General features: G+C 53.3%; 20 protein-coding genes. 14 read left to right on the top strand and 6 right to left on the bottom strand.

Annotated features, from left to right (window positions below; translation table 11 throughout):
- Positions 1 to 141 precede the first annotated feature (141 nt).
- The 13 genes from Q9L42_RS05640 (at position 142) to Q9L42_RS05700 (ending at position 16,650) form a co-directional block, all read left to right on the top strand.
- Positions 142 to 1,119 (top strand): sulfite exporter TauE/SafE family protein, encoded by a 978-nt coding sequence (locus Q9L42_RS05640; protein ID WP_305909407.1) that lies wholly within the window; start codon positions 142 to 144, stop codon positions 1,117 to 1,119.
- 2 nt (positions 1,120 to 1,121) lie between these two features.
- Entirely contained in the window at positions 1,122 to 1,685 is a 564-nt protein-coding gene (locus Q9L42_RS05645) for a hypothetical protein (RefSeq protein WP_305909406.1), read from the top strand.
- A gap of 21 nt (positions 1,686 to 1,706) precedes the next feature.
- The gene (locus tag Q9L42_RS05650) at positions 1,707 to 2,336 is read left to right on the top strand and encodes a hypothetical protein (protein ID WP_305909405.1); all 630 of its coding nucleotides are present in this window, start codon (positions 1,707 to 1,709) and stop codon (positions 2,334 to 2,336) included.
- Positions 2,337 to 2,984 carry an outer membrane lipoprotein carrier protein LolA gene (locus tag Q9L42_RS05655; protein WP_305909404.1) on the top strand — a complete coding sequence of 216 codons (648 nt, stop codon included), beginning with the start codon at positions 2,337 to 2,339 and terminating at the stop codon, positions 2,982 to 2,984. It begins immediately after the preceding gene.
- 77 nt (positions 2,985 to 3,061) lie between these two features.
- The gene (locus Q9L42_RS05660; RefSeq protein ID WP_349432239.1) at positions 3,062 to 5,413 is read left to right on the top strand and encodes an MMPL family transporter; all 2,352 of its coding nucleotides are present in this window, start codon (positions 3,062 to 3,064) and stop codon (positions 5,411 to 5,413) included.
- A 4-nt stretch (positions 5,414 to 5,417) separates the two neighbouring features.
- Positions 5,418 to 6,704 carry a TIGR03862 family flavoprotein gene (locus tag Q9L42_RS05665; protein WP_349432241.1) on the top strand — a complete coding sequence of 429 codons (1,287 nt, stop codon included), beginning with the start codon at positions 5,418 to 5,420 and terminating at the stop codon, positions 6,702 to 6,704.
- 834 nt (positions 6,705 to 7,538) lie between these two features.
- Positions 7,539 to 7,892, top strand: coding sequence for a DUF4870 family protein (locus Q9L42_RS05670; protein ID WP_305909400.1), 354 nt, complete (start codon positions 7,539 to 7,541; stop codon positions 7,890 to 7,892).
- 189 nt (positions 7,893 to 8,081) lie between these two features.
- Entirely contained in the window at positions 8,082 to 10,781 is a 2,700-nt protein-coding gene (locus Q9L42_RS05675; protein ID WP_305909399.1) for a cation-transporting P-type ATPase, read from the top strand.
- Between the two features lie 494 nt (positions 10,782 to 11,275).
- A complete protein-coding gene (locus Q9L42_RS05680) occupies positions 11,276 to 11,839 on the top strand; it encodes a peptidoglycan-binding domain-containing protein (protein WP_305909398.1) in 564 nt (187 codons plus the stop codon).
- Between the two features lie 238 nt (positions 11,840 to 12,077).
- A complete protein-coding gene (locus Q9L42_RS05685) occupies positions 12,078 to 13,673 on the top strand; it encodes a peroxidase family protein (RefSeq protein ID WP_349432244.1) in 1,596 nt (531 codons plus the stop codon).
- 111 nt (positions 13,674 to 13,784) lie between these two features.
- Positions 13,785 to 14,645: a peptidoglycan-binding protein gene (locus Q9L42_RS05690; protein WP_349432246.1), complete on the top strand. Its 861-nt coding sequence runs from the start codon at positions 13,785 to 13,787 to the stop codon at positions 14,643 to 14,645.
- A 136-nt stretch (positions 14,646 to 14,781) separates the two neighbouring features.
- Entirely contained in the window at positions 14,782 to 15,318 is a 537-nt protein-coding gene (locus Q9L42_RS05695; RefSeq protein WP_349432248.1) for a hypothetical protein, read from the top strand.
- Positions 15,319 to 15,327: 9 nt separating this feature from the next.
- A complete protein-coding gene (locus Q9L42_RS05700) occupies positions 15,328 to 16,650 on the top strand; it encodes an NAD(P)/FAD-dependent oxidoreductase (protein ID WP_305909391.1) in 1,323 nt (440 codons plus the stop codon).
- A gap of 264 nt (positions 16,651 to 16,914) precedes the next feature.
- Here the strand turns inward: Q9L42_RS05700 and Q9L42_RS05705 are convergent, their stop codons facing one another.
- Positions 16,915 to 17,523: a calcium-binding protein gene (locus Q9L42_RS05705; RefSeq protein WP_305909390.1), complete on the bottom strand. Its 609-nt coding sequence runs from the start codon at positions 17,521 to 17,523 to the stop codon at positions 16,915 to 16,917.
- Positions 17,524 to 17,728: 205 nt separating this feature from the next.
- Positions 17,729 to 18,493 carry a methyltransferase domain-containing protein gene (locus Q9L42_RS05710; RefSeq protein WP_305909389.1) on the bottom strand — a complete coding sequence of 255 codons (765 nt, stop codon included), beginning with the start codon at positions 18,491 to 18,493 and terminating at the stop codon, positions 17,729 to 17,731.
- Between the two features lie 47 nt (positions 18,494 to 18,540).
- On the opposite strand from Q9L42_RS05710, the gene Q9L42_RS05715 reads away from it, so the two are divergent.
- Positions 18,541 to 18,942 (top strand): hypothetical protein, encoded by a 402-nt coding sequence (locus tag Q9L42_RS05715; protein WP_305909388.1) that lies wholly within the window; start codon positions 18,541 to 18,543, stop codon positions 18,940 to 18,942.
- A 404-nt stretch (positions 18,943 to 19,346) separates the two neighbouring features.
- Here Q9L42_RS05715 and Q9L42_RS05720 read toward each other — a convergent pair whose 3' ends face one another.
- From Q9L42_RS05720 to Q9L42_RS05735, 4 genes are read right to left on the bottom strand one after another with little or no spacing between them, the layout of a single operon-like run.
- Entirely contained in the window at positions 19,347 to 20,441 is a 1,095-nt protein-coding gene (locus Q9L42_RS05720; RefSeq protein ID WP_305909387.1) for an acyl-CoA dehydrogenase family protein, read from the bottom strand.
- Positions 20,442 to 21,890, bottom strand: coding sequence for an amino acid adenylation domain-containing protein (locus Q9L42_RS05725; RefSeq protein ID WP_305909386.1), 1,449 nt, complete (start codon positions 21,888 to 21,890; stop codon positions 20,442 to 20,444).
- A 48-nt stretch (positions 21,891 to 21,938) separates the two neighbouring features.
- On the bottom strand, positions 21,939 to 23,270 hold the full coding sequence (locus Q9L42_RS05730; protein ID WP_349432252.1) for a hypothetical protein: 1,332 nt from the start codon (positions 23,268 to 23,270) through the stop codon (positions 21,939 to 21,941).
- Entirely contained in the window at positions 23,267 to 23,506 is a 240-nt protein-coding gene (locus Q9L42_RS05735) for an acyl carrier protein (RefSeq protein WP_305909383.1), read from the bottom strand. The genes Q9L42_RS05730 and Q9L42_RS05735 overlap by 4 nt, the downstream gene beginning before the upstream one ends.
- Positions 23,507 to 23,585 lie beyond the last annotated feature (79 nt).

The following is a 23,585-nucleotide window of genomic DNA, read 5'->3' on the forward strand; positions in this document are numbered from 1 at the left end:
GCTAGCCGCAGCCTTTACAATCAGGTCCGTCTGGATTTTTTCAGGTCAGCCATCGATGGCGAAGAACAGTTGCAGATAGACTGAGAAATCAATAGTCTACTCTCCCCTTAACATTCCTCGTAATACATAGACCTCGATAAATTGAATAAATCGCTATTTTTCAGCGTTGCGCTGACCCTACTGGTGTGGCTTGCATGGTATGGCTACTGCAGGCCCGATACGCTTGCCATTGTCGAAGCAAATTGGCCGGTGAGCCTGACCATGGTGTTCGGCTCCTTCATCGCCGGCGCCACCAGCGAGGGCGGCGGCGCGATCGCCTTTCCGGTGTTTACCAAGGTGTTGCAGATTGCGCCGCTGGAGGCCAAGGTCTTCTCGTTGGCGATTCAGAGCGTCGGCATGACGGCGGCAACGTTGACGATTGTCGTCATGCGTATCGATGTGGCCTGGCGCTTGGTCTTATGGGCCAGTCTGGGCGGCGCGTTCGGCGTTGTATTCAGTACCTTGCTGATAGCCCCTATGCTGGAGCCGGCGTTATTGAAAATGCTGTTCACCTCGATGGTCGTTAGTTTCGCCCTGACCTTGGCGCAGCTGAATTGGCGAGTCCGCGCCTATAATCGTCGTTTGCCGCTGTTCGGCTGGCCGGAAAAAGCCGGCATGCTATTGACCGGCGTGGTCGGCGGCGGCATGACCGGATTGGTCGGCAATGGCATCGACATCATTTGTTTTTCGGTGATGGTGCTGCTGTTCCGGTTAACGGAAAAAGTCTCGACGCCGACGTCGGTGATTTTGATGGCGATCAATTCGCTGGTCGGTTTCATGCTGCATGTCTTCGTCATCGGCGATTTTAACGAACGAGTGGAAGCTTACTGGCTGGCGGCGATTCCGGTGGTCGTGGTCGGAGCGCCGTTGGGGGCGTATTGTTGCACGAAATTGAACAATAAAATGATCGCTACCGTGTTAATCGCATTGATTTTGATCGAATTGTTCAGTTCGCTGTGTTTGATCCCATTAACTGGTAAGATTGGCGCTGTAAGCTTGACGGTATTTGTCGTCTTTTCGGTTATTTATTATCTGATGTCCCGGTCGTTGCGTTATAGACCGGTCGGAGAGGAGAAATAGTTATGCGTATTATCACTCGAGGTTTGCTGCTGGTATTGGTGGCCCTGTCACTGGTTTCCTGTAAAAAAGTGCTGAAGCCGAATGAACTGCCGGCGCACATTGCCGTTGGCGACACCTACTACACCCAGTTTGTCATTCGTTATGAAAAGGGGACGCATGTCACCACCAATTATCGCCGCGGCGCTTCCATTCCGGTCAATACGCCGGTTAATTTGCTCAAAATCACCACTAAGACGATCGAAGTGGCGCTGGATGACTCCAATCAGAAGTTACTGGTGAAGAATGTCGAGAAGCATACCGGCGATGATGTCATCGCTGCGTTCGACAAGTTGTTCGCGAAGAACAAGGTCAATCTGTCGAAATTTACCCGTCTGGAAAGACAGCATATTAAAAGCGGCACGGCGGCGAAGGGCATGCGCAAAGAGGCGGTGATCGTCGCGATAGGCTATCCGCCGGTTACCGAAACGATGAGCCTGGACAGCGATACCTGGGTCTATTGGAGCGGCCGCTTCAATCGCTTCAATGTGCACTTCAAGAACGGCAAGGTGAGCTGGGTTGAAGATTAAATTGCCGGGGAAACTCTGATCATGCTCGGAATCGTCAAAGGGGTGGTCGTCACCAGTTTATTTTTGGCTTACCCTTATCTGGTCTATCGAGGCATAGAAAGCGGCATGGTTTGGCTGGCGCCGTCCATCTTTTCCGCTCTTTATTTGCTGCAGGCCTTTGCCGCTCGCAACGCCAGGATCAAACTCTACAAGGCGTCGATTGCGATAGCGCTGTTGTTGGGCGCTTATTATCTGCAGACGCTGACCGCGAAGGTATTGCCGGTGCTGATTCAGCTGATGCTGATGTATTTTTTCGGGCGGACCTTGCTGAAAGGCAAGGGGCCGTCATTTATCGAAAGCTTCGTGCGCCTGGAGTTTCCGCAATTTCCGCCCGGCGTCAGTGAATATTGCCGGCAATTGACGTGGTTATGGACCGCTTTTTTTGCCTTCAATGCGCTGATGTGTGTGGCTTTGGCGGTCTGGGGTAGCGACTTCTGGTGGACGCTTTATAATGGCGTGTTTATTTATTTGATGATCGGCCTGCTGATGATCGGGGAATACGTCTACCGACATTTTCGCTTTCCCGATCTGGGCATACCCGATCCGCAATCGACGATCAGGACGATGATCGTCAATGGTCGCAAAATCTGGCTCGATGTACAGGCGCGTTGAATGAAACTAAATGATCTAAAAAACTACTGTCTGAGTTTGGCGTTGACGCCGTTTCTGGTCGGCAACAGTGTTCATGCCGACGATACATTAGCTGCGTTGATGCAGCGGATGAAGTCGGATACCGCGGTCAGGGTCGCCTATCAAGAAACCCGCACGCTGGCTTTGATGGAGCAACCCTGGCATGGCAGCGGCTATATGTATTCGCTGCCGCCGGATCTTATGATCAAGGAACAGTTAAGGCCCGAGCGGGTGTTGATGGGTATCAATGGCGAGCAGATGCTGTATTTCGATCCCGGCAACGAGGTTCGTCATCAGGGCGTCATGGACGCCGATAATCCGATGACGCTGAATATCGCCGTTTTCAAAGCCTTGATGACGGCCGATCAAGCCCTGCTGGACAGCCTGTATCAGGTGGAGTTTGTCTCGTTGCCGGAGCGCTGGTCCATGGTGCTGAGGGCCAAGAACGATCCCGATTCGCCGTTCCGGATCGAGATATCCGGCGCGCATGGCAAGCAGGCCGAACGTATCCATGTGGAGCAGGCCGATGGCGACAGCCGTGAGATCAGCATGGAAAAAGAGGCCGAAGGCGGCGAAGTCAAAGCGCGTATGGAACAGCTTTATCAAGAATTGTTGGGCGCCGATGAATAGGCATTTTTCTGTAGGCAGGCCTGGCGCTGCCGCAAAAAAGGCCATCCTCGAAGCATAAGGGACAATAGGAATAACGCGTGCGCACATTATTGCAACGATTCAAGATCCCTGGCTTGAGCCGGGGGCAACTGCTGTTCTATTTATTGCCGCCATTGCTGGCTTTGGTCGCATGGATGACGGTGACGCTGAAGACCGATATCTCCGCGTTTATACTGGCCGGCGACAATGCCGAGGAAATACTGCTGGCCAGCGAAATGCAGTCCGGCGCTTTGTCCAGGCGTTATTTGATTTCGGTGGGGAGCAAGCAGCAAGGCAAGGTGCCGAATGAGCTGAGCAAGGCCTTGCAACAGCGTTTAAAGGGAATCGATGGGGTCGTCGACGTCTGGTCGGCTAAACAGCAACGAGAGACCGTGCAGACGATGCTGGATTTATACAGCGGTTATGCCGGCATGCTTTACAGTCTCGATCCCGAGGCCGATCTGGCCAAAATCTTTGCTCCGCAGGGTTTGCAGGACAGGGCCGAGTTTCTGAAAAAAGCGTTGTTGTCTCCGCAAGGCGGCTTAATTAAAAGAGTCGCCATTCACGACCCGTTATTATTGACGTTGAACGGTTTTCAGTCGCAAGTGGCGCAAGCGCGGCAGGCCAGCGACGAGCAGTCGCGCTATAGTAACCTGATTCTGGAGACCGACGCGGCCGGCCTCGATGTTCCCGAGCAGAGCCGCATCCAGCAAGCCATTCATGACCAATTCACCGAGCTCAATCAGGCCTGGGAGAACCAATATCAACTGGACATGACCGGCGTGCCGATTTTCGCCGTCGCGACGCAAAACCTGATCAAAGGCGATATCAACAGAGTCAGTATGCTGTCATCGGTCGCCCTGCTGGTATTGTTTTTTTTGATATTTCGCTCCTTCTCGGCGTTGTTTCAAGTCTTCAGTCTGTTGCTGATCGTTATACTGTCGGCGATACTGGCCACCGACGCGGTTTTCGGTTATGTCCACGGCATGACGGTGGCGATCGGCTCCACACTGGTCGGAATCTGCATCGATTATCCGATTCATGCCTTGGTGCATGCGCACACCGTTGCCGAACAGCAAAGACCGACGGTGATCGCCAGAATCTGGCCCAGCATGGTGTTGGGCGGCTTCACGACTCTGATCGGTTATTTCGCTTTGGGCGCCTCAGGCTATCCCGGATTTCAACAAATCGCCGTCTATGCCGGCACCGGCATTCTGTTGGCCTTGTTGTTGACCCGGTTCGTTTTGCCGAGCTTGGTCAAGACGCGGGAGCACCGTTCGCTCAACATGCCGCTGGTCAAAGGCTGGGCGCTGTTCTGTCAGCGTTATCGGCCTGCGCTGATGGCTTTGTTGCTGGTCGGTCTGGTCGCGACGATATGGGGCTTGCAGTCTTTGCGTTGGATGGAGGATATGCAGCAACTGACGCCGGAGTTAAATTATCTGAAGGAAAATGACAAACGCATCCGCGCACGCATGGTCAGCATCGAACCGGGCCGTTTTATTCTGGTCACCGGTGACGACACCGAAGCCGCGCTGCAAAAAACCGAGCAGGTCTATCAGGTGTTGGAACGCTTGCAAGGTCAGGGCGAATTATCCGCTTATTTCGGACTTTATCCCTGGTTGTTGTCGGCCAATCGCCAACAGTATAACCGGCGGGTGCTGAACGAATATTTGACCGAGCAAAATCTGGCCTTGTGGCGCGACGCACTGAAAAAACAAGGCCTGTCGATGAAGGCGCTGGGACATTTCGATTACCCGCAAAAGCAGCCGTTGACGTTGCAGCAGGTGTTCGACACGCCGGTGAAGCGCTTGATCGACAGTCGCGTCATCGAAGACGAGCGGCAGACGATCGTCATGGTGTGGATCGCGGAACATGACTATGAGGCGGTAAAAGCCGCCTTTGCCGGAATGGAAGGCGTGCAGTATTTCAGCTACCGCGACATGCTGAACGGTATGTTGAGCGACTATACGAACAAGGCGAAAACGCTGTTGATGTCCGGGCTGGCGTTGATCGTACTGATATTGATGGCGCGCTATAAAAGCCTGTTCAAGGCCATGCAAACCCTGCTGCCGGCCGCATTGGCCGCGTTGTTCATTTTCGGCGCCTGGGCCTTAAGCGGCGCCATTGTCAGTTTTCTGCACTTGGTCGGTTTCCTGCTGGCGGTTGCGATTTGTGTCGATTACGGCATCTTCTACCAGGAAAACCGCGGCGGCGATATTGCGCTGACTTATCAGGCCATGGCCGCCTCGATGCTGACCAGCGTTTTGGCCTTCGGCTGCCTGATCACCGCCGATAGCGCCGCGTTGAGAACGTTGTCCGGTGTCGTGGCTTTGGGCGTTTTTCTGGGCTTCTTGTTTTGTCCGCTGATTATCCGGCATGGCCGGGGCGGACCCAAAAAACGGATCGGTTAATCTGATGACTGTATCAACAAAGTCAGATGCGGTGAGATCGGTGGCCGTGATTGGCGGAGGACCGGCGGGGCTGATGGCGGCGGAAGTGCTCAGCCGCAAGGGCGTCCGGGTCGACCTTTACGATGCGATGCCGTCATTGGGACGCAAGTTTCTGATGGCTGGCAAGGGGGGGATGAATATCTCCCATTCCGAGGGCTTCGATCGTTTCATTAGCCGCTACGGAGAGCGTAGAGAGCAGATCGAACCGCTGCTGCGGGCCTTTTCGCCTGAGGACCTGAGGGACTGGGTGCATGGGCTGGGCATCAACACCTTTGTCGGCAGTTCCGGACGGGTATTTCCGACCGAGATGAAAGCGGCGCCGCTGCTTCGGGCCTGGTTGCACCGCTTGCGCGAAGCAGGGGTGCGTTTTCATGTCAGGCGCCGATGGTTGGACTGGTCGGAGGTGGACGGCGGCAAGCGGCTGACGTTCGCGGCGCCGGACGGCGAAAAAGCCTTAACCGTCGATGCCGTGGTGCTTGCCTTAGGAGGTGGGAGCTGGGCAAAACTGGGTTCGACCGGCGCCTGGGCGCCGCTGTTGAGACGCAAGCAGATCGCCGTCGAGGCGCTACAGCCTTCCAATTGCGGCTTCGATATCGGCTGGAGCGAGCATTTTCGCGAAGTTTATGCCGGTCAGCCGGTGAAAAACGTGACGGCGACGTTTACCGATGCCGACGGACAGAGTCTTCGGGTGTCAGGCGAATTCAATGTCACGGTGAACGGCGTGGAAGGCAGCTTGATTTATGCCCTGTCGGGCCCGATACGGAATAGCATCGCCGTTGCCGGCCAGGCCGGTCTGGTCGTCGATTTGCTGCCCAGCCTTAGCCTGGCGGCTGTCGTGAAAAAGTTATCCAGGCCGCGCGGTAAAAATTCATTCGCCAATCATCTGCGTAAAACCGTGGGCCTTAAGGGCGTGAAAGCGGGATTGCTGCGCGAACAGGGAACGGTGGAAATATTGGCCGGCCCTGAGCGTCTGGCCGCGTTGATTAAAGCCTTGCCGTTAACCCTGGCGTCGCCCAGGCCGATCGACGAGGCGATCAGCACGGCCGGCGGCGTAGCCTTTGCGGCGCTGGATAGCAAGCTGATGATAAGGGCCTGCCCGGGCGTTTTTTGCGCCGGTGAGATGCTGGACTGGGAAGCGCCTACCGGCGGCTATTTATTGACGGCCTGTTTAGCCAGCGGTTTTGTCGCCGGCCAAGGCGCCGCGGCCTGGCTCGATGACATCGCCAGGGTTCCCTCATTAAAAAGTACCTGAACCAACACATTGGTTAATATCGCGTCATCCCTCTGGGCGGGGCGGGTTATTTAACCCGCCCCAAACGTTTAACTTACTCCAGTCACGGTTGAATCGTTCAGGACCTCGTTGACCTGCATTTCGCATAGCCACATGCGGATTACTTGCTTTTCGCGCCAAGGGCGACTGCCCGTAGGAGGCCCGCCCTAGGGCCGAATGGCTCTTTTCGCGCCGAGGGCGGCGCTCCTACTCAAATCACCGTCTTGCCTTCGGATGTTGAACAGCGTGAAGCGCATCAAAAACCGGTGCGCTTCCTATCGTCAGCACACCCTACCGCATCGTAGGGCGGCTTCGCGAAGCAAGCCGCCAAAAACCGCCACCGGGGCGAAATTGGCCGTGCATGGAATAATTGAGGGTCATAATAATTGAGGGTCAGAGTAAAATTAACTGAAGCTCCCCTTTTTTGGGTTTCCGTTCCATTGCGCCTCAACCCTCTGAATAAGGAAAGGCGTCCTTATCGGGCAGTCGTTACAGTCATGGAAGCCACTCACCGGCGAATCTCCCGGTAACTACGGTTTGTTTTGATGGTCACGGTATAAATAAGTCCTACTAGAACCTGAAATTAGATTACTCTCTATCATGCCAACCCAGATAAGTTTAAGGAATCTTAAAAAAGTACCTATCGTTAGGTGGTTTTTTACAAAATAGTCTTTGTCAATTTACGATTTATGGTAGTCTCAATGCTTGAAACTGCAACGCTAAAGCAGCGCCGTGTAATACGGTCTGACAGTCAAAAAAGTTGCTAAAAGTTTGCAATCGATTGAACCTACAAAAATTTACACAGCAGGTACTTCCATGAATGATAAATTGACCGAACAAAAAGAGACCGAGGAATTGCAGAAATTAAAAAGACTGGCGGCCACGGTTTACCTATGTCAGATTTTAACCTTCATGCTTGCAGGCTTGCCACTGCTTGTGGGTGTTGCGATTAACTTCTACAAGCGAAATGAAGTGCAAGGAACATGGCTGAAATCTCATTTCGATTGGCAAATCAAAACTGCTTGGGTAGCCTTGGCTGGTTTTGCATTTTCTGGACTTACTTTTGAATTTGGCGTCGGTATTCTTAGCTTGATTGCAACACTGCTGTGGATGATCTATAGAATTGCCGTTGGTTGGTATGCACTGACTGATAGTAACCCTATAAAATAGAAAAGCGGGCTCCGTTCTTTTACTGTTTACCCTTGCCGCATTGGCTTTATCCAACTCAGTGTGGGCGGGTCCATTCCTGAAAAAATAAATAGGGTCGAAAAATAAATCTGTCCCCTTTTTTTTAAGGGTCAGGAATATCCCGCTATGCTATTGTCTTTCATGTTGAAGCCTTAAAACCAAGGGGATGACATGAGCAAAAAAGATAAATCGATCGAACAGGTGAACTGGCATAGCCTATCTATTGATCAAGTCGTCGATAAACTGCGCGTCGATCAAAATGGTTTGGTCGATCAGGAAGCTCAACAGCGCTTACGGACATACGGCGCCAACCGCTTACCGCCAACGAAAACCCGCGGCCCTCTACTACGTTTTCTGGCTCAATTCCACAATCTGCTGATCTATGTGCTGATCGGCGCCGCAGTCGTCACGGCGTTGCTGGACCATTGGGTCGATACCTATGTGATCATTGCCGTCGTCTTGGTCAATTCAATCATCGGTTTCGTGCAGGAAGGCAAAGCCGAAAAAGCGCTCGAAGCCATACGTCACATGTTGGCTCCGCGCGCGACGGTGCTACGGAACGGTCATCGTATCGGCATTCCGGCCGAAAATCTGGTTCCAGGCGATATCGTCATGCTCGAACCGGGTGATAAAGTTCCCGCGGACTTGCGCCTGCTCTCGGCCAAGGGCCTGCAAATACAAGAGGCCGTGTTGACCGGTGAATCGGTCGCGGTGGAAAAGTCGGCTGAAGCGGTCGAAGCCAATGTAGCTCTGGGCGACCGCTTTTCCATGGCCTATTCGGGAACGTTGGTTGCCGCCGGTCACGGCAAAGCCGTCGTCGTGGCGACCGGCGGCAAGACCGAGATCGGCCGCATCAGCGGTATGATATCGAGTATCGAAGCCATAACGACGCCGCTGCTTAAACAAATCTCGGTCTTTTCCCGTTGGCTGACCATGGCCATACTGTTGATTGCCGGCAGCGTCTTCGCGTTCGGTTTTTATGTTCAAGGCGCCGACCCGTCGGTGATGTTCATGACCGTGGTCGGTCTTGCGGTTGCGGCCATTCCGGAAGGCCTACCCGCCATTCTGACGGTAACCTTGGCGATCGGCGTGCAACGCATGGCCTCACGTAATGCCATCATTCGAAGGCTGCCCGCCGTCGAAACGCTGGGTGCGGTATCGATCATAGCTTCGGACAAAACCGGCACACTGACCCGCAACGAAATGACCGTCAAATCCATCGTGACCTCGGCCAAACTTTACGAAATCAGCGGTGTCGGTTATGAGCCGTCAGGCGATTTTTTCTCGGGCGGCGAACATGTCGCGATAGCCAAGCGCCCCATTTTGCAACTCATCGTCAAAATGGGCGCCTTGTGTAATGATTCTTCCTTACAACAAAAAGGCGGACTATGGATCGCCGACGGCGATCCGATGGAAGGCGCATTGTTGGCGGCCGCCATCAAGGCCGGACTCGATCCGGCCGACTTGCAGCGTCAAAACGCGCGCACCGATGTCATTCCATTCGATGCCCAACACCGCTTCATGGCAACTTTGAACCATGATCACAAAGGCCATGATTTCATCATCGTCAAAGGCGCGCCGGAACGTTTGATCGAGCTATGCACCTTGCAACGGCAACAAGAGGACGATGTGCCCATCAATCCTGCTCATTGGGCCGGCTGGATCGATCAAATCGCCTCTTTGGGCCAGCGTGTTCTGGCGATAGCCTATAAGCCGGTGGAGGCCGGCAAAACCGAGCTGAATTTTTCCGACCTGAACGACGGCCTGATTTTGTTGGGACTGATAGGGCTCATCGACCCGCCCCGCGATGAGGCAATTCAAGCCGTCGAGGAATGCCGCGCCGCCGGCATCCGCGTCAAAATGATCACCGGAGATCATGCCGCGACCGCCCGCGCGATTGCCGCGCAATTACATCTTAAAAACCATGATGACGTGTTGACCGGACATGAACTGAGTGAAATCGGTGACGATGAGTTGATCGAAGTCGCCGCGCGCGTGGATATCTTCGCACGAACTTCGCCGGAGCATAAATTACGGTTAGTCACCGCATTGCAGGCCGGCGGCAAGGTTGTCGCGATGACCGGTGACGGTGTCAACGATGCGCCGGCCCTAAAACGCGCCGATGTCGGCATTGCGATGGGCAGAACCGGCACCGAAGCGGCAAAAGAGGCCGCGGAAATGGTGTTGGCCGACGACAATTTCGCCTCGATCGCGCGGGCGGTTCGGGAAGGCCGAACCGTCTACGACAATTTGAAAAAGTCAATACTGTTTTTGTTGCCGGTCAACGGCGGTGAATCAATGAGCATCATCGCCACGGTCTTGGCCGGTCTAACCTTGCCGATCACGCCGCTGCAGATTCTGTGGGTCAACATGGTCAGTTCGGTCGCACTGGCCATGGCATTGGCCTTCGAACCTTCCGAGCCGAGTATTATGCAACGCCGGCCCAGACGCAAAGACGAGTCAATGCTGTCCGGATTCCTGCTGTGGCGCATTAGCTTCGTTTCCTTGCTGTTTTTTGCCGGCATCTATGGCATTTTTCTATGGAGTCAATTACACGGTTCGACACTCGAGGAGGGTCGCACTTATGCCGTCAATACCTTGGTCATTTTGGAGGTGTTTTATCTGCTCAATGTGCGCTATTTGAGCGGCTCTTCGCTGTCTTTAAGGCATTTGTTCGGCTCCAAGGCTGTCTTGATTGCCATTGCGGTAGTCATTACGCTGCAAGCCATATTTACTTATGCGCCTTTCATGGAGGATTTTTTCGATACCCGTCCAATCGACTTTATTCATGGTCTGGAAATCTTTGGCATCGGGCTGGCGCTGTTTTTTATTCTGGAACTGGAAAAATTGATCAGACGATGGCTGTCTTAGAGCTTATGGAATATGCGCTCCCGTCGCATCGATATAAAGGTGTCAATGGTTCGTTTATTGTCCGAGCAAAAAAATAATGTGGCCGGGGCGAATGTCTCGTCCAGCTGAATGTTACCCCGAACATTATATCTATCCTGACAGAGGTGGGCCGCCGCGAGGTTTAAATTCAAATTACTGGAAAACAAGTATATGATGTCTCAAGTAATTTATGTTATAGATTTGGTAGCTAATCTCTAGGCTTTAGCGGTGGCTGGCGAAAGGTATTGATTTGCCGCCCCGTTCTGCGGCGCCATTAATCTTGGCGGTTCAGAACGCCTCCTTGCGCTTCCCTTTAAGTCTGTTCTGAGTGCAACGGCCAACGCCCCTTGAATAAAGCCGCCGAATAACTATCTGATTTGAGTTCTTTCCAGTGCATTAGCCAAGCAATTGGTTGTCGACCTTGAGGTTACGCCCGGATCAAGGGCCTTTGTTTTTTAAATCATCAGGAGTAAACCATGAAGACATATTACATCGACGCAAGAATCATTGTTCTGCTAGCCGTTACCGCATCCATGTCCGGCTGTGGCGATGAGCAGAAAGAAACCAGCAATCAGCCAGAGCAAGCCGCTGCCGAGAGCGTGCCGACTAAACCCGTTTCGGAAATGACGGATAAAACCATGGAAACGATCGACAGGAAAAGTGAAGCCATCGGGAATATGACAGAGTCCGCAGTTAAAAAATCAGCCGAAGCGGTTGAAAGCGCGGCGGAGCTGACCGTCGAAGAAACAGCCGAAGTCGCTCAGGATTTAGGTGTTACGGCCGAAACAGAATCTAGTCAAGCGGTTGCAACAGGCAAGGCGGCGACAAGCAAGGCCTCCTCGGAGGTCGTGGAGACTACGCCAGCGCTAGTACGCAAAATCCAGCAGGCCTTGTCGGATGCAGGCGTTAACCCGGGACCCATCGATGGCATGATGGGGCCGCAAACAATGGCGGCTGTGAAAAACTTTCAAAAACAGAAAGGACTGGCTGAGGGCGCGATAACTAAGGAAACGCTGCAGGCGTTAGGTGTTGCGTACTGACTGCAAGTTTCAAGGCGACGCCTATGCCCTGACAAAGGCGCCATAATCCAGCTTGGACCTCGAACAGTGCATGTATCGAGGTCAGTAATATTTGGGGGCAGCCATTAGCCAGCCGATGTGATGTCGGCCAGGCTTGTGCGGCTTAAGTTAGACGTAAGAGTTTTGGGTGTAGGCTAGCGGTTATGACGTGTAACGGTTGTTCGGTTCGTCAGTTATTAAATACTTATGAGGTGATGTCATGAAACACGGCGCAGAGAGTTATTTTTTCGATAAAGAAGGCTGGGTTAAGGGCGCGTTATTTCCCGTCGAAGCGTTACTGAGGATTTTTAAGAAATTTTGTCCTTGGTTTGTCGTTCCTAAACCCGACCCGATTGACCGGCCCGATGACGAGCAACCGGCTAAACCGCGACGAAAATTTTGTCGCCTATTTGAACGCGGCGACCAGCCCGATGCGGAAGGACTGGTCGAGCTAGGTATGGCGATGGAAACGGAAACAACGATGAATATCGACAGCTCAGGGGACACCGATATCCCGGCGGGATATACCTATCTGGGCCAGTTTATCGATCATGACATCACCAGCGATCCCACGCCTTTGACGCAGATGGGCGCGGTCGATCCGGAAGGCATCGATATCATGCGTTCGCCGGCGCTAGACTTGGACAGTCTCTATGGCTTGGGACCGCAGCAGAGTCCGATGCTTTACGAGGAGGACGGCGTCCACCTGAAAGTCGGGTTAACCAGCGCGACAGAGGAAGGCGAACCGGGCGGTCCGATTGTCGGCGGATTTCCTAATGATTTGCCGCGGGATATTATGAAGAAGGCGATTATCGGAGACGGTCGTAATGATGAAAATCTGGCTGTCGCGCAGACTCATTTGGCGTTTATTAAATTTCATAATAAACAGGCCGATGAAATCGCGGTCAAGCATCCTGAACTGACCGGTGAAGCCTTGTTTAAGGCTGCTAGGGAACAAGTGATACTGCATTATCAAAGCATCGTCTTGACCGATTTTCTGCCGAGACTGGTCGAGCCGGAGGTATTGCAGGATGTGTTGGCTAACGGCAGGAAACTTTATCGCGATGAACATCGGCATTGTATGCCGATAGAGTTTTCGGTCGGCGCCTATCGCTTGGGGCACAGCTTGGTGCGGCCGGTTTATGAATGGAACAAGGTGTTCAATTCATCGGCGGTGCCGGCGACTTTCGAATTGCTGTTTGAATTCTCCGAAGTCAGCGGTACGCGCGGCGATGGCGATGATCCATTTTTTGGCAAGCCGACGTTGCCGTCGAACTGGATTATCGATTGGACACGGTTCTATGACTTCGCCGAAGTGGCGGGGATAGTGAGTCATGAGGACTTGAATTTCACCCGCAAAATCGATACAAAATTATCCTTCGCGCTAAAAACGCTGCCCGAATTTCAAAAAACCAATGTGCCGCCTGTTTTTATTTCATTGGCGACCCGAAACCTGTTGAGAGGCCGGTTAGTCTCGCTACCCAGCGGTCAGGAGGTGGCGAATGCGATGCAAGCGGCAGGTATCGCGATCGATCCGATCGCCGACGACGACATCTTGGGGGGAGCCCATGACGAGATACTTAATGCTCACGGTTTTCATCGTCAGACGCCGTTATGGTATTACATATTGCGGGAAGCCAAGGTCAGGCATGACGGCAATCGTCTGGGGCCGGTGGGCAGCAGAATATTGGCCGAAGTCTTTGTCGGTTTAATCGAGCACAGCGATGTTTCGTTATTGGCTAAACAAGCGGATCTGTCCTTTTCGATGCCGCAATTGTTGGCCGCTGTCGGCGATATCAATCCCTTAGGTCGTTGACTATGTCGGGGGAGGCGCTCGGATATTTCATCACCACGACCTTGATTTTTGATATAAGTTATTTAAGCAGCAATGACTTCAAGGCCATGTTGATTGAGCGCAGGAGGGGAGATGAATTATCCGGAACTGAACAGAGGCGATAAAGGGGATGCGGTTAGGGAGCTTCAGACTCATCTGAATAAGGTCGGTGCGATGCTCGTTGTCGATGGCGATTTCGGCAGCGGCACGGAAAGAGGCGTCCGCTATGCCCAGGACATCATCGGACGGCTGAGCACCGGTACGGTCGATGATGAGCTCTGGCAATGGCTGGAAAGTCAGCCCGATCCCTGCCCAGAACTTGCGACCAATGGCGTGGCCTTTATCGCCAAGGAGGAAACCGGCGGTTTGGCCTATTATCATGCCGTCACTCGATGGCCGCATTTTCCCGGTTTAGCCAGCGGCATCACCATCGGTGTCGGTTATGACCTAAGGTTTAATTCGGAGGACGACTTTCGGATGTTATGGGGCGATCGGCTTCCCGATAACATGCTGGATGAGTTAGCTAAGGATATCGGCAAACCAGGCAGTAAAAAAAGGGTCAAAGAATTAAAAAAAATGGACTTCGAGATTCCCTTTAAATTCGCCTGGCCGGTTTTTGTCGAGGGAACGCTGCCCAGGTTTTATCAGGAAACACAGATGATTTATCCTTCACTGGATGGGTTGCCCGCCCTCTGTCGTTCCGCCCTGGTCAGTATCGTTTTCAATCGAGGCAATAGCCTAAAAGGGCCGCGCAGAAGAGAAATGCGCGAAATCAGGAATATCCTGGCCCAGGCCGATAATCCCGCGTTGCATAAATTGAAAAGGAAGATGATTCTGACTGACGTTGAAGACCAGATTCTATCGATGCAGCGATTGTGGGGCCCCAGTTCCGGTTTGCATAAGCGTAGACAGGCCGAGGCGAATTTATGGCGCAACGGTCTCGATCCGTGGTGACCCGTCACAATTTTCCGTCGATTGATTGCGGCGGTGTTTCCTTAAAAGCGGACTGGAAAAAGTCGCACAGCCTATAAATAGAAATGCTATTCTTGCAAGTTTACTTGATTGCAATTTTTATTTATTGGGTGGAAATATGAAATACAGTTTTTTGACGTTGTTTGTCGTTCTATTCGCGGCAAGCGGCTGCGCGACCAACGGTAAACAGTCAACTCAGGCCGTTCAGCATACCGGCACTGGCACCTTGATCATCAAACCGATCGGTTTCAACAAGGATGCCTATATCAGGGAGGCAGTGAAGCAGGAATGTAACTTGGATGGTAAATTGGCTCAATTCATAGAGCAATACGCGGCCGACCAGTACGCGAATATCATCATCGACGGCCAAGCCTCGACCGCCGATGCGCAGGTCATGACGGTGGAAATTGAGCAGGTGCAGGGGGGCGCCGGCGGAGCCTGGTCAGGCGCCAAATCGGTGGTGATCAACGGCACGTTAAGCCAAAACGGCAAGCCGTTGGGAGATTTTAAAGCACGGCGTTATTCCGGCGGCGGCATGTTTGGCGCTTATAAAGGCACGTGCGCGATTCTAGGGCGCTGCGTCAAGGCTTTGGGAAGGGATGTCTCGGAATGGCTGGCTCATCCGAGTTCACATGCCGTGTTAGGGGATCTATAAAACACAGTCATGACAGAAATTCCCCGTTCATGTGACGTGCTGGTGATAGGCGGCGGGCCGGCCGGCAGCAGTGCTGCGACCCATCTGGCGCAGTCCGGCATCGATGTCGTGTTGCTGGAGCGCGCCGTTTTTCCCAGGAATCAGGTCGGCGAAAGCCTGATTCCCCATATTTGGAAATATACCGACATGACCGGCGTGTCGGAAAAAATCGAGCGAGAAGGCTTCCTGGCCAAGGCCGGCGGCATTACCGTCTGGGACGACAAAATCCATCAGATTCTGTTTTCCGATTTCGGCTATACCCGGCCGGGCCTGCATGTCGAGCGGGACATTTTCGACGATATTTTGTTGAAGCATGCCGAAAGCTGCGGCGCTTCGGTGTTTAATGAGGTGGCGGTCAGAGACATCGATTTCGGCGATAGCCGCTGGCCGCAAGCCTTTTATACCGACAAACGCGGCCATGGTAATCATGACGGCGCAATTCGTTGCCAATATATCATCGACGCCAGCGGCCACAGCTCTTTTCTGGCCAATCAATTTAAGTCCCGTCAGACTATTAGCTCACAGTTGAATTTCTTGGCGTTATGGGGGTATTTTCACAATTCCCGCTTCGTCGGCGTCGACCGCTGCAGTCATGCGGAACAGGACTTGACCAACGTCAAACCGGTAACCTTGGTGATGTCGTTTGAAGGCGGTTGGCTTTGGCATATCGTGTTGCGGGGTAAAACCAGCGTCGGCTTGATCGTGCCGACCGATCGCACCCGCGGCATGGACCGTCGACAGCGCGAGGTGTTTTTCAAGCAAACCTGCGCGAGTTTGCCATATCTGAGTCAATTGCTGGAGCCGGCAAGCTTCATCGAGGGGTCATTGCAGTTCAGGCCGGATTATTCCTATTATTCGACTAATGTCTGCGGTGAAAACTACTATTGTATCGGCGATTCCGGCGCCTTTGTCGACCCCATCTTTTCGCACGGCGTGCAGAACGCCTTGTACAACGCGGCCGCCGCAACGCTGGCGATCAAGGAGTCGTTGAAGAACAGCAAACAACGCTTGCGCTACAGTCAGCTATGCGAAAGTCGCATGCAGCAGTTTTACGGTTTTTCGCGCGCTTTGTCGCTGGGTGATTTCGGCAGCAACGGCGTCAATCCGGGATTGGTGAAAAATCTGATGAAGTCGCTGCCGCCGTTGGAATTGGAATTGATTCTAGTCGCTTCGGAAATGACCAATCGCTCGGACAATTTCCGCCGTCTGGCCAGGGAAGCGGGCGTGCTTGGCCAGTTCGAAGAAAACTTTTCCGGACGCACTAGCGTGGCCATCGAAGCACTGAATTTTTGACTGACGAGGGCGCTTTTGGAAAAATGGCTGAGCTTACCGCCGGTTGTTTCCTGTCAGGCTTTCTTTCATGATACGGCGTTAATACCCTCCCTGTAGCCTTGGCGCTAGCATCCCTGCTGTCGACAATCTCGAAAACCTAACAGGAAAGCCTCTGTTTCAGGTAACCTGTGGTTTAGATATATAGCCATTTTTGGAAATGGCAGGTTAGATGTTGTCTTGTAGGGCTGACAGCCTTGGGTCAGCACCGAAGGCTGTTTGGTTAAATCACTCGCAGTTTGTTACCGTGTCGTCGTCCCTGCGAGGGCCGCTTATGCAGCTGTCAGTGCCGGTGCCGCCATCGAGGATATCGTCGCCGGGACCGCCTCCCAGAAAGTCATCGCCTGGGCCGCCGGATGCGTTGTCATCGCCGGGACCCGCGCCGACAAAATCGTCGCCCCGGTCGCCATACAGGGTATCGTCGCCGGGATGGGCATGTAACGTGTCATCGCCGTTGCCGCCGATCAATATGTCCCGGTCTTCTGATCGGCGGCTGCCGGACAAATAGTCGTCCCCGTTGCCGCCCAACAAGGTGTTGTCGCCAATCCCGCTATCGAGCATGTCGTCGCCGTTGCCGCCGCAAACGATGTCATTGCCGTCACCGGCATAGACTTCATCGTTACCGTTGCCGGCATAGATCACGTCATCGCCATCGCTGCCAACGATATAATCATCCTCTCCGGTGCCGACGCAAGTCGCCGGAACGCCGTCGCACATCGGTATTTTTCCTTTGGGGGCGGAAGCATCGGCGCAGTTGATATCGGCGGCCCAAGCCATCGGTTGAGCCGAAAGCATTAAGGTGAAGGCATAGCAGCCTGTCAGGATTTTTGTTTTCATTCATTACCTCAAAATGGAGTCACTAAGACCAAACGTTGGTTTGGTTACAAGTCAGTCAGCAGTATTCATGCCATTCTTAAGTCTGTGAATTGTATTAGTCATTAATTCATTAATAATAGATTGCTATGTTATTAGCCGCAGTTTGTAGGTGAAATGACATAGTTAAGGAAGGCGCGTTTATGCTTATGTTGGCCGATATGCCCCTTTACTGACGCCGAAACAGGATATGCACATAGCGGCCCATGTCGCGATAAGTCGGCATGCGGCAATAACGGTATTCCAGCGCGAATAATTCATCCTGCGCACTGTGCGCCAGCGCCTCGGGCGTTAAATAATCATGGAAGACACGAATGCCGGTATGGCGGATCGTCTCGAAACCACACTGTTCCAGTTCGGCGATAACGCGATGGGGATATTGCGGGTTGGGCGGGGTTAACTTGCTGCCCTTGCCCAGATAACTGTCGTTGAGCAGGTTTTTCAAGCGCCAGCCACCTTTCAAGGTATTGCTGTAAACCATCGCGTTGCGGTTATAAAACAGCAGCGACAAATAACCGCCGGGGCGCACTCGCTGAGCTATGGTTCGCAAACTGGTCAACGGATCGGCCAGCCATTCCAGCACCGCATGCAGCAGTACGACATCGAAATCAGGCAACTCAGCCGCCAGCGATTGGGCTGGCCGGTGATGAAATTCGGCCGGCAAACCGGCTTCGGCGAAATTTTCCTGTGCGCGCTGCAGCATCTTTTTCGACAGATCGCATAAGGTCAACCGGTGCCCCTGTTCAGCAAACCATTGGCCGATCTGGGCAAAGCCGCAGCCGGCATCCCAGATATCCAATGGGACCCGTTGATGCAAAAAACCCAGATCTTCTTTGATCAGTTTCAAGCGCCAGTCGCCCTTTGCCGTCGAATAGATCTTTTGTTCGAATTTGTCGATTAGTTTGTCGAAATTGCGGTCTTGTTTATCTGACATGGTTAATAATTATCGAATAATGGTGTTTTGAGTTTAGTTAATAGATTATGCTGCAAAATCACTTGAGTCATCATAGTCAATGGGAGGGCATGATGAATCATCCAAACAGTCATCTGATTGCCAAGGTCTTATTCCTCGGTATATTGATCGCGGCGCTGGTGTATTTATTTCATCCTGGCGTTGGACAGCTGAGTTTGATCATAAACGGGGAGCCGGTGCCGGAGCCCTGGGCTGGTTTGGCGGCAATTCCGGTCATGCTACTGGTATTGATATTCAGCGCTGTACTGATGTTGTTGGTGTGCTTCGGTGTCGGCGTATTTTTCTTTTTTCTCGCATTGCTTTTTGCCTTTGGAGGGCTGATGCTGGTGGCGCCTTATTTTTCGCCGATACTGTTTATTATTATGCTGGTGGTCGCGCTGATGTCGATAGGCAATGGCGACAAGGGCTAAAGCATAAAGTCGTCATCTCTAAGCCCGGTGATTTCTCATGGCGGCCTTGGTCTTTGAAATAAGTCTTTAGGGTAATTATTTTGCGTAGTTTTATCAGAGGGAGTCGGTTATTGATTTATTGGGCTGTCTGCAACAGGCAGATTTTTGCTCTGACCGACCGCCAAGGGAGGCGGACATGTAAAATTGCAGGAGCAATTTTCTACCTGCAAAATCAGCATTTCCATCGTCCCTGATGGTCAAATGTTGCAGTCCCGAGAAATCAATGACCTGCTGCTTAAATCCTTAAAGAATCTGAATCGTTATGTAGTAAGAATACATTGGGATTAAATAGGGGGGCATGTTTTCCTGACAAATTGGTAATAAGTTTGGTTGTATAAGTCATCTCTCTTCATGAAATATCCGGGCTAAACATTGCTCACCTTGAATCCTTCGCCGGTTCCAAGCAGGGCTGCGATGATGTTTTTCTGCACTTCCGAGGAGCCGGAAAACAGGCGGCTGGCGAGGGCGTCGCCAACCAGTTCGGACATCGGGCTGCCGGTTACCAGGCCGCAACTGCCGTAGATTTGGACTGCATCCAGGCTGGACTGCAGAAAGGCCTCGGCGGCATAGAGTTTGGTCTGGGCGCTGGCCAGGGAAATACGCTTGTTATTGTCTTTCAACCGGGCGCATTCATGAACCCACAGCCTGATCGTGTCCAGCCTCAGTTTCATGTCGGCAATTTTATGACTAATGGCCTGGTTCCTGCCTAAGTGGGCGCCGTTGATTCTGCGTTCACGGCTGAATTCGACCGCACTGTCCAGTTGCCATTCCATGACGCCGGCAATGCCGGCGAAAATAAACGCCCGCTCCAATTCCAGGACCTGTTGGATCATCAGGTTTCCGGCGCCGGATTTACCGAGCAGTCGATCATCGGCAACGCGGCAGTTTTCCAATATCACATCGCCCATCGGTGCGGTTTGGCAGCCGGAGACCTGAGGATAATCCAAAAAATTGGCGCCGTCATCATCGCTATGCACGATGAAGGCCGATAATTTATTGTCCAACCGGGCGTAAACGACCAGCATGTCGGCGATCGGCGTATTGGTGATGTAGCGCTTGCGGCCGTTCAGAATAAAACCTTCTTCGCATCGTTCGGCGTTCATCGTCAGCGCATTAAGGTCCGAACCGGCCTGTGGCTCGGTAATGGCATGTCCGCCGACCAGACGACCGCTGATCAATTTGTTTAAGTAGCGTTCTTGCTGTTCAACGCTGCCGAAATTGAGAAGAGGAAACAGGGCTCCCCACAGGTGGGCGTTGATCGACAAGACTAAGCCGGTATCCTGGCAGGCCCTACCCAGTGCTTCATGCGCCTCCACCAAATCGGCGAAACGGTTGCCGTAACCGTTGTGACGGGATGGGATGGCGTGTTTCAGCAAGCCCTGGCGAGAGCAATAGAGAAAACGGCCCAAGGAGGCCGTGGCATCGTCTTTACAGGGCAGTTCGCTCAGATCCATGTTCATTCAGGAGTTCTCCAGTTGCTGTTGCAATGTCTGATAATCGGTCTTACCGTTGCTTAAACAAGGCAGCGATTCCAGCACAATGAACTTGCAAGGGTGCATATAGGCCGGTAGTCTTTGTTTGGCCGTCTTGACGACGTCGTTCAATGTGGCGCCGGGTTTCAGTACTAGGGCGGCGGCCGGTCGCCGGCCGCTGGCGCTGTCCGGGATGCCTGTTACCGCGCAGGAAGATACTGCCGGGCATGTCATTATGACAGACTCTATTTCCGCCGGTTCAACCCGATAGCCGGAACATTTCAACATGCGGTCGAGGCGGCCGTGATAGCAATATTCGCCCCGCTCATTTAACGATACTTTGTCGCCGGTCGCATAGAACTCGTCGTCCGACAGCGCCGGCGGCGTCAAACGGCCATGTTGCCAATAGCCGCTTAGATTGTTGGCGCTTTTGACGCGCAACTCGCCTGTTGTCGCATCGACAGACAAGACGGCGCCGCAAGCGGGCATCCCGATCGGAACGGCTTGATCATCGTGCAGGCGATCCCGTTCTACCGGCCAATAACAGCAGACATTGGTTTCAGTCGGTCCGTAGAGGTTGTAAAAATCGACGTTAGGCAGTAATTCGCACAGTTTTTTCAATTGAGGCGTCGGAAATACTTCGCCGGCAAACAATATCGTTTTCAAGTCAGGCAGCGCGTTGTCAGCTAGTGAGCCTTTTAGAGCGATAAAGCCGAGTAAGGACGGCACCGTATAAAAAACGCTGATGCGCTGATCGCTGAGCCAGGCTGTCAGCCGACTGGGCGACAAGGTCAGGCCGGTCGGCACGAAATGGACGGCTGCGCCGGCGCTTAAACTGCTGAACAAATCGAATACGGACAGATCGAAATGAAACGGCGCCAGTGAGGCGATGCGGTCGCCGGCGCCGATGGCGAACGTGCAAGAAGCCCAGTCGGCGAAATTGCGCATCGCCCGGTGACTTAAGGCGACGCCCTTAGGGGCGCCGGTGGAGCCGGAGGTATAGAGTATCGCGGCCAGCGTTTCTTCGTTAGCTATCGTTAAAGGCCAATCAGCGGCCTGCGCCGGAGGCGGCTGATCGATATTCAGCCACAGATCCGGAGTTTCCAGCCATTCGGGACAGGCTCCCTTGCCGATCACGCAATGAGGGGCGGCATCGTTGACGATGAAATTTAGCCGGCTAGGCGGATTTTTAGTGTCTAGCGGAATGTAGCAGGCGCCTGCGCCCAATGCCGAAATAATGGCGACGGCGGCGTCGATGCCGCGCTCCAGCGCGATGACGACGCGCTGGCCTTGAATGTTCCGTTGCGCAAGATAGGCGCCAAGTACGCTGGCCTGTTGTTTGACCTGAGCATAACTGAACCGGCGTTGACCTTCGGCGAAGGCGATGTGGTCCGGCGCGCGTTGGCATTGTCGGTGGAAAGCGGTGAGTAGCGACATTTTATGCAGATATTGGCCCTTGTTTTAAGATTGGCGCGCGAAAGCGACTTAGGCGGCTTCTCCCAGCAGTTCCGCCAACATTAATCGGTGTAATTGCTCGATCTGGTCGGGATTGCAGATGGGCTCGACGAAGTTATAGCTCAGGGTCAAGCGGTTGCGATAGATGCTGCTTAGGAAGGCCAGCCCCGGTGGGGTCGTGACTTGACAGACAGGGTAAACGCCGCGGATCTCGGCCCCGGGAAAGCTGCCCGCCGGGATATCGAGCCGGCCGATATCGGAAAACCAGAAGGAGCTGCGCTCCTTGCCGGAACCATAAGACAGGCGTAGGGTCTTGCCGTATTCGGCTAGTGACAACCAGCTACCGGCCCACATCAACGGCAGGAAGGCATAGTCGAGTTGTTGACGTATCACCTGGACGTTTTGTCGTTTCAGATGGTCGAAGAGTGCTTGCCGGTCTTCGACGAGCTCTCGGGGGGCCTGGGCAAATAACGCGCAGACATGGTTGCCGGTCATCGGCGTCAGGGCGCGTTGCTTGCGCAAATTGAAGGCATAGGGCGCGCAATAGGCGGCGCCCGGGTTATCGGGGGCCATCTTTGCCAATGCGCGCATCAGGCAACCGATGTAATAAAGGCTGGTGCCGGTCAAGCCGACGTGTTGCCTGGCAAGTTTGATGACCCGCTCGGTTTGTTCTTCGCTGAGCCTTTGGATGCTGTAGTTCAGGCGTTGAGGAGGCGCTTCACAGTCGAAAGGCTGGATGCTTTTCAGGCTGTCCAGGCTGTCGATATAACGCTTGCCTTTCCACAGCAGACCAATTTTTTGCCACCAGCGATATTTTCCCAGTTGCACGTTAACCAGGGGATCGGTTTCGGGTTGGCCGAATTGCCGGCGTTTTGCTTCATCGGCGGTGCATAGGTATTTCAGGATCAGGTCTGCGCCGCGGGCATCGCAGAACGGATGGATCCAGCGGGTGAAAAAAGTCTGTTGGGTCGGGCCACTTATCAGATGAAATTCGATAGGCGTGGTGTCTTCACGGGCTTGTTTTTCGTTGATGAGCCGGTCGATGACGTCTCGCTGGAAATCGTCCTCGTGCTGACCTTCCGGACAGCGGTGATCGAAAAACAGCGTTGGCGGCTCGTCGCGTTTGCACCAGTAATAGCGGCGGCCGATTTGCCGTAGGCAGGCCTGGGCGACCGGAAAGCGTTCGGTGAATTCGTCGATGCGCTGAGACAGCGCATCGGTATCGGGCATGTTGCTCAATTCCAGCGCAAAACAGCCGTAACTGCCGGCGAGGCCGTCGTGGCGAATTTCCTCATCCATTGCCAGCGTGAAACTGTCGGCCGGGTTCAGTCTTTCCAGAATAGTTTCCTTGTTAATGCTCATCTGTTTTGATGCCGTAAGATCCATTGTTCCAGCGCAGCAAAGGTCTGCACATTATCCGGTTCAATTTCGGTGTCGGGCAGGGTGACGCCGTATTCATTCTCGATAAACATAATCAGGCGCATGATGCCCATGCTATCCAGTCCGGCTTCCAACAGATCATCGTGATCGCCGAATTGCTGCGGGTCGGCGACAAAAACGAGTTCCTGAAAGATAAAATCGCGTAGTTTCTTTTTCATGGCTTTTGTAGGGTATACTTAATTGCTTAAATGATAGCTGATTAGAGCTAAAATAGTCACGTAGGTTAACGAGAAAGGG

The sequence above is a fragment of the Methylomarinum sp. Ch1-1 genome (assembly GCF_030717995.2).
Taxonomy (GTDB): domain Bacteria; phylum Pseudomonadota; class Gammaproteobacteria; order Methylococcales; family Methylomonadaceae; genus Methylomarinum; species Methylomarinum roseum.

Coding starts and splice junctions, on each gene's coding strand:
- Q9L42_RS05645 (WP_305909406.1), top strand. CDS start 1,122: ATGCGTATTATCACTCGAGGTTTGCTGCTGGTATTGGTGGCCCTGTCA.
- Q9L42_RS05650 (WP_305909405.1), top strand. CDS start 1,707: ATGCTCGGAATCGTCAAAGGGGTGGTCGTCACCAGTTTATTTTTGGCT.
- Q9L42_RS05655 (WP_305909404.1), top strand. CDS start 2,337: ATGAAACTAAATGATCTAAAAAACTACTGTCTGAGTTTGGCGTTGACG.
- Q9L42_RS05665 (WP_349432241.1), top strand. CDS start 5,418: ATGACTGTATCAACAAAGTCAGATGCGGTGAGATCGGTGGCCGTGATT.
- Q9L42_RS05670 (WP_305909400.1), top strand. CDS start 7,539: ATGAATGATAAATTGACCGAACAAAAAGAGACCGAGGAATTGCAGAAA.
- Q9L42_RS05675 (WP_305909399.1), top strand. CDS start 8,082: ATGAGCAAAAAAGATAAATCGATCGAACAGGTGAACTGGCATAGCCTA.
- Q9L42_RS05680 (WP_305909398.1), top strand. CDS start 11,276: ATGAAGACATATTACATCGACGCAAGAATCATTGTTCTGCTAGCCGTT.
- Q9L42_RS05685 (WP_349432244.1), top strand. CDS start 12,078: ATGAAACACGGCGCAGAGAGTTATTTTTTCGATAAAGAAGGCTGGGTT.
- Q9L42_RS05690 (WP_349432246.1), top strand. CDS start 13,785: ATGAATTATCCGGAACTGAACAGAGGCGATAAAGGGGATGCGGTTAGG.
- Q9L42_RS05695 (WP_349432248.1), top strand. CDS start 14,782: ATGAAATACAGTTTTTTGACGTTGTTTGTCGTTCTATTCGCGGCAAGC.
- Q9L42_RS05700 (WP_305909391.1), top strand. CDS start 15,328: ATGACAGAAATTCCCCGTTCATGTGACGTGCTGGTGATAGGCGGCGGG.
- Q9L42_RS05705 (WP_305909390.1), bottom strand. CDS start 17,523: ATGAAAACAAAAATCCTGACAGGCTGCTATGCCTTCACCTTAATGCTT.
- Q9L42_RS05710 (WP_305909389.1), bottom strand. CDS start 18,493: ATGTCAGATAAACAAGACCGCAATTTCGACAAACTAATCGACAAATTC.
- Q9L42_RS05715 (WP_305909388.1), top strand. CDS start 18,541: ATGCTGCAAAATCACTTGAGTCATCATAGTCAATGGGAGGGCATGATG.
- Q9L42_RS05720 (WP_305909387.1), bottom strand. CDS start 20,441: ATGAACATGGATCTGAGCGAACTGCCCTGTAAAGACGATGCCACGGCC.
- Q9L42_RS05725 (WP_305909386.1), bottom strand. CDS start 21,890: ATGTCGCTACTCACCGCTTTCCACCGACAATGCCAACGCGCGCCGGAC.
- Q9L42_RS05730 (WP_349432252.1), bottom strand. CDS start 23,270: ATGAGCATTAACAAGGAAACTATTCTGGAAAGACTGAACCCGGCCGAC.
- Q9L42_RS05735 (WP_305909383.1), bottom strand. CDS start 23,506: ATGAAAAAGAAACTACGCGATTTTATCTTTCAGGAACTCGTTTTTGTC.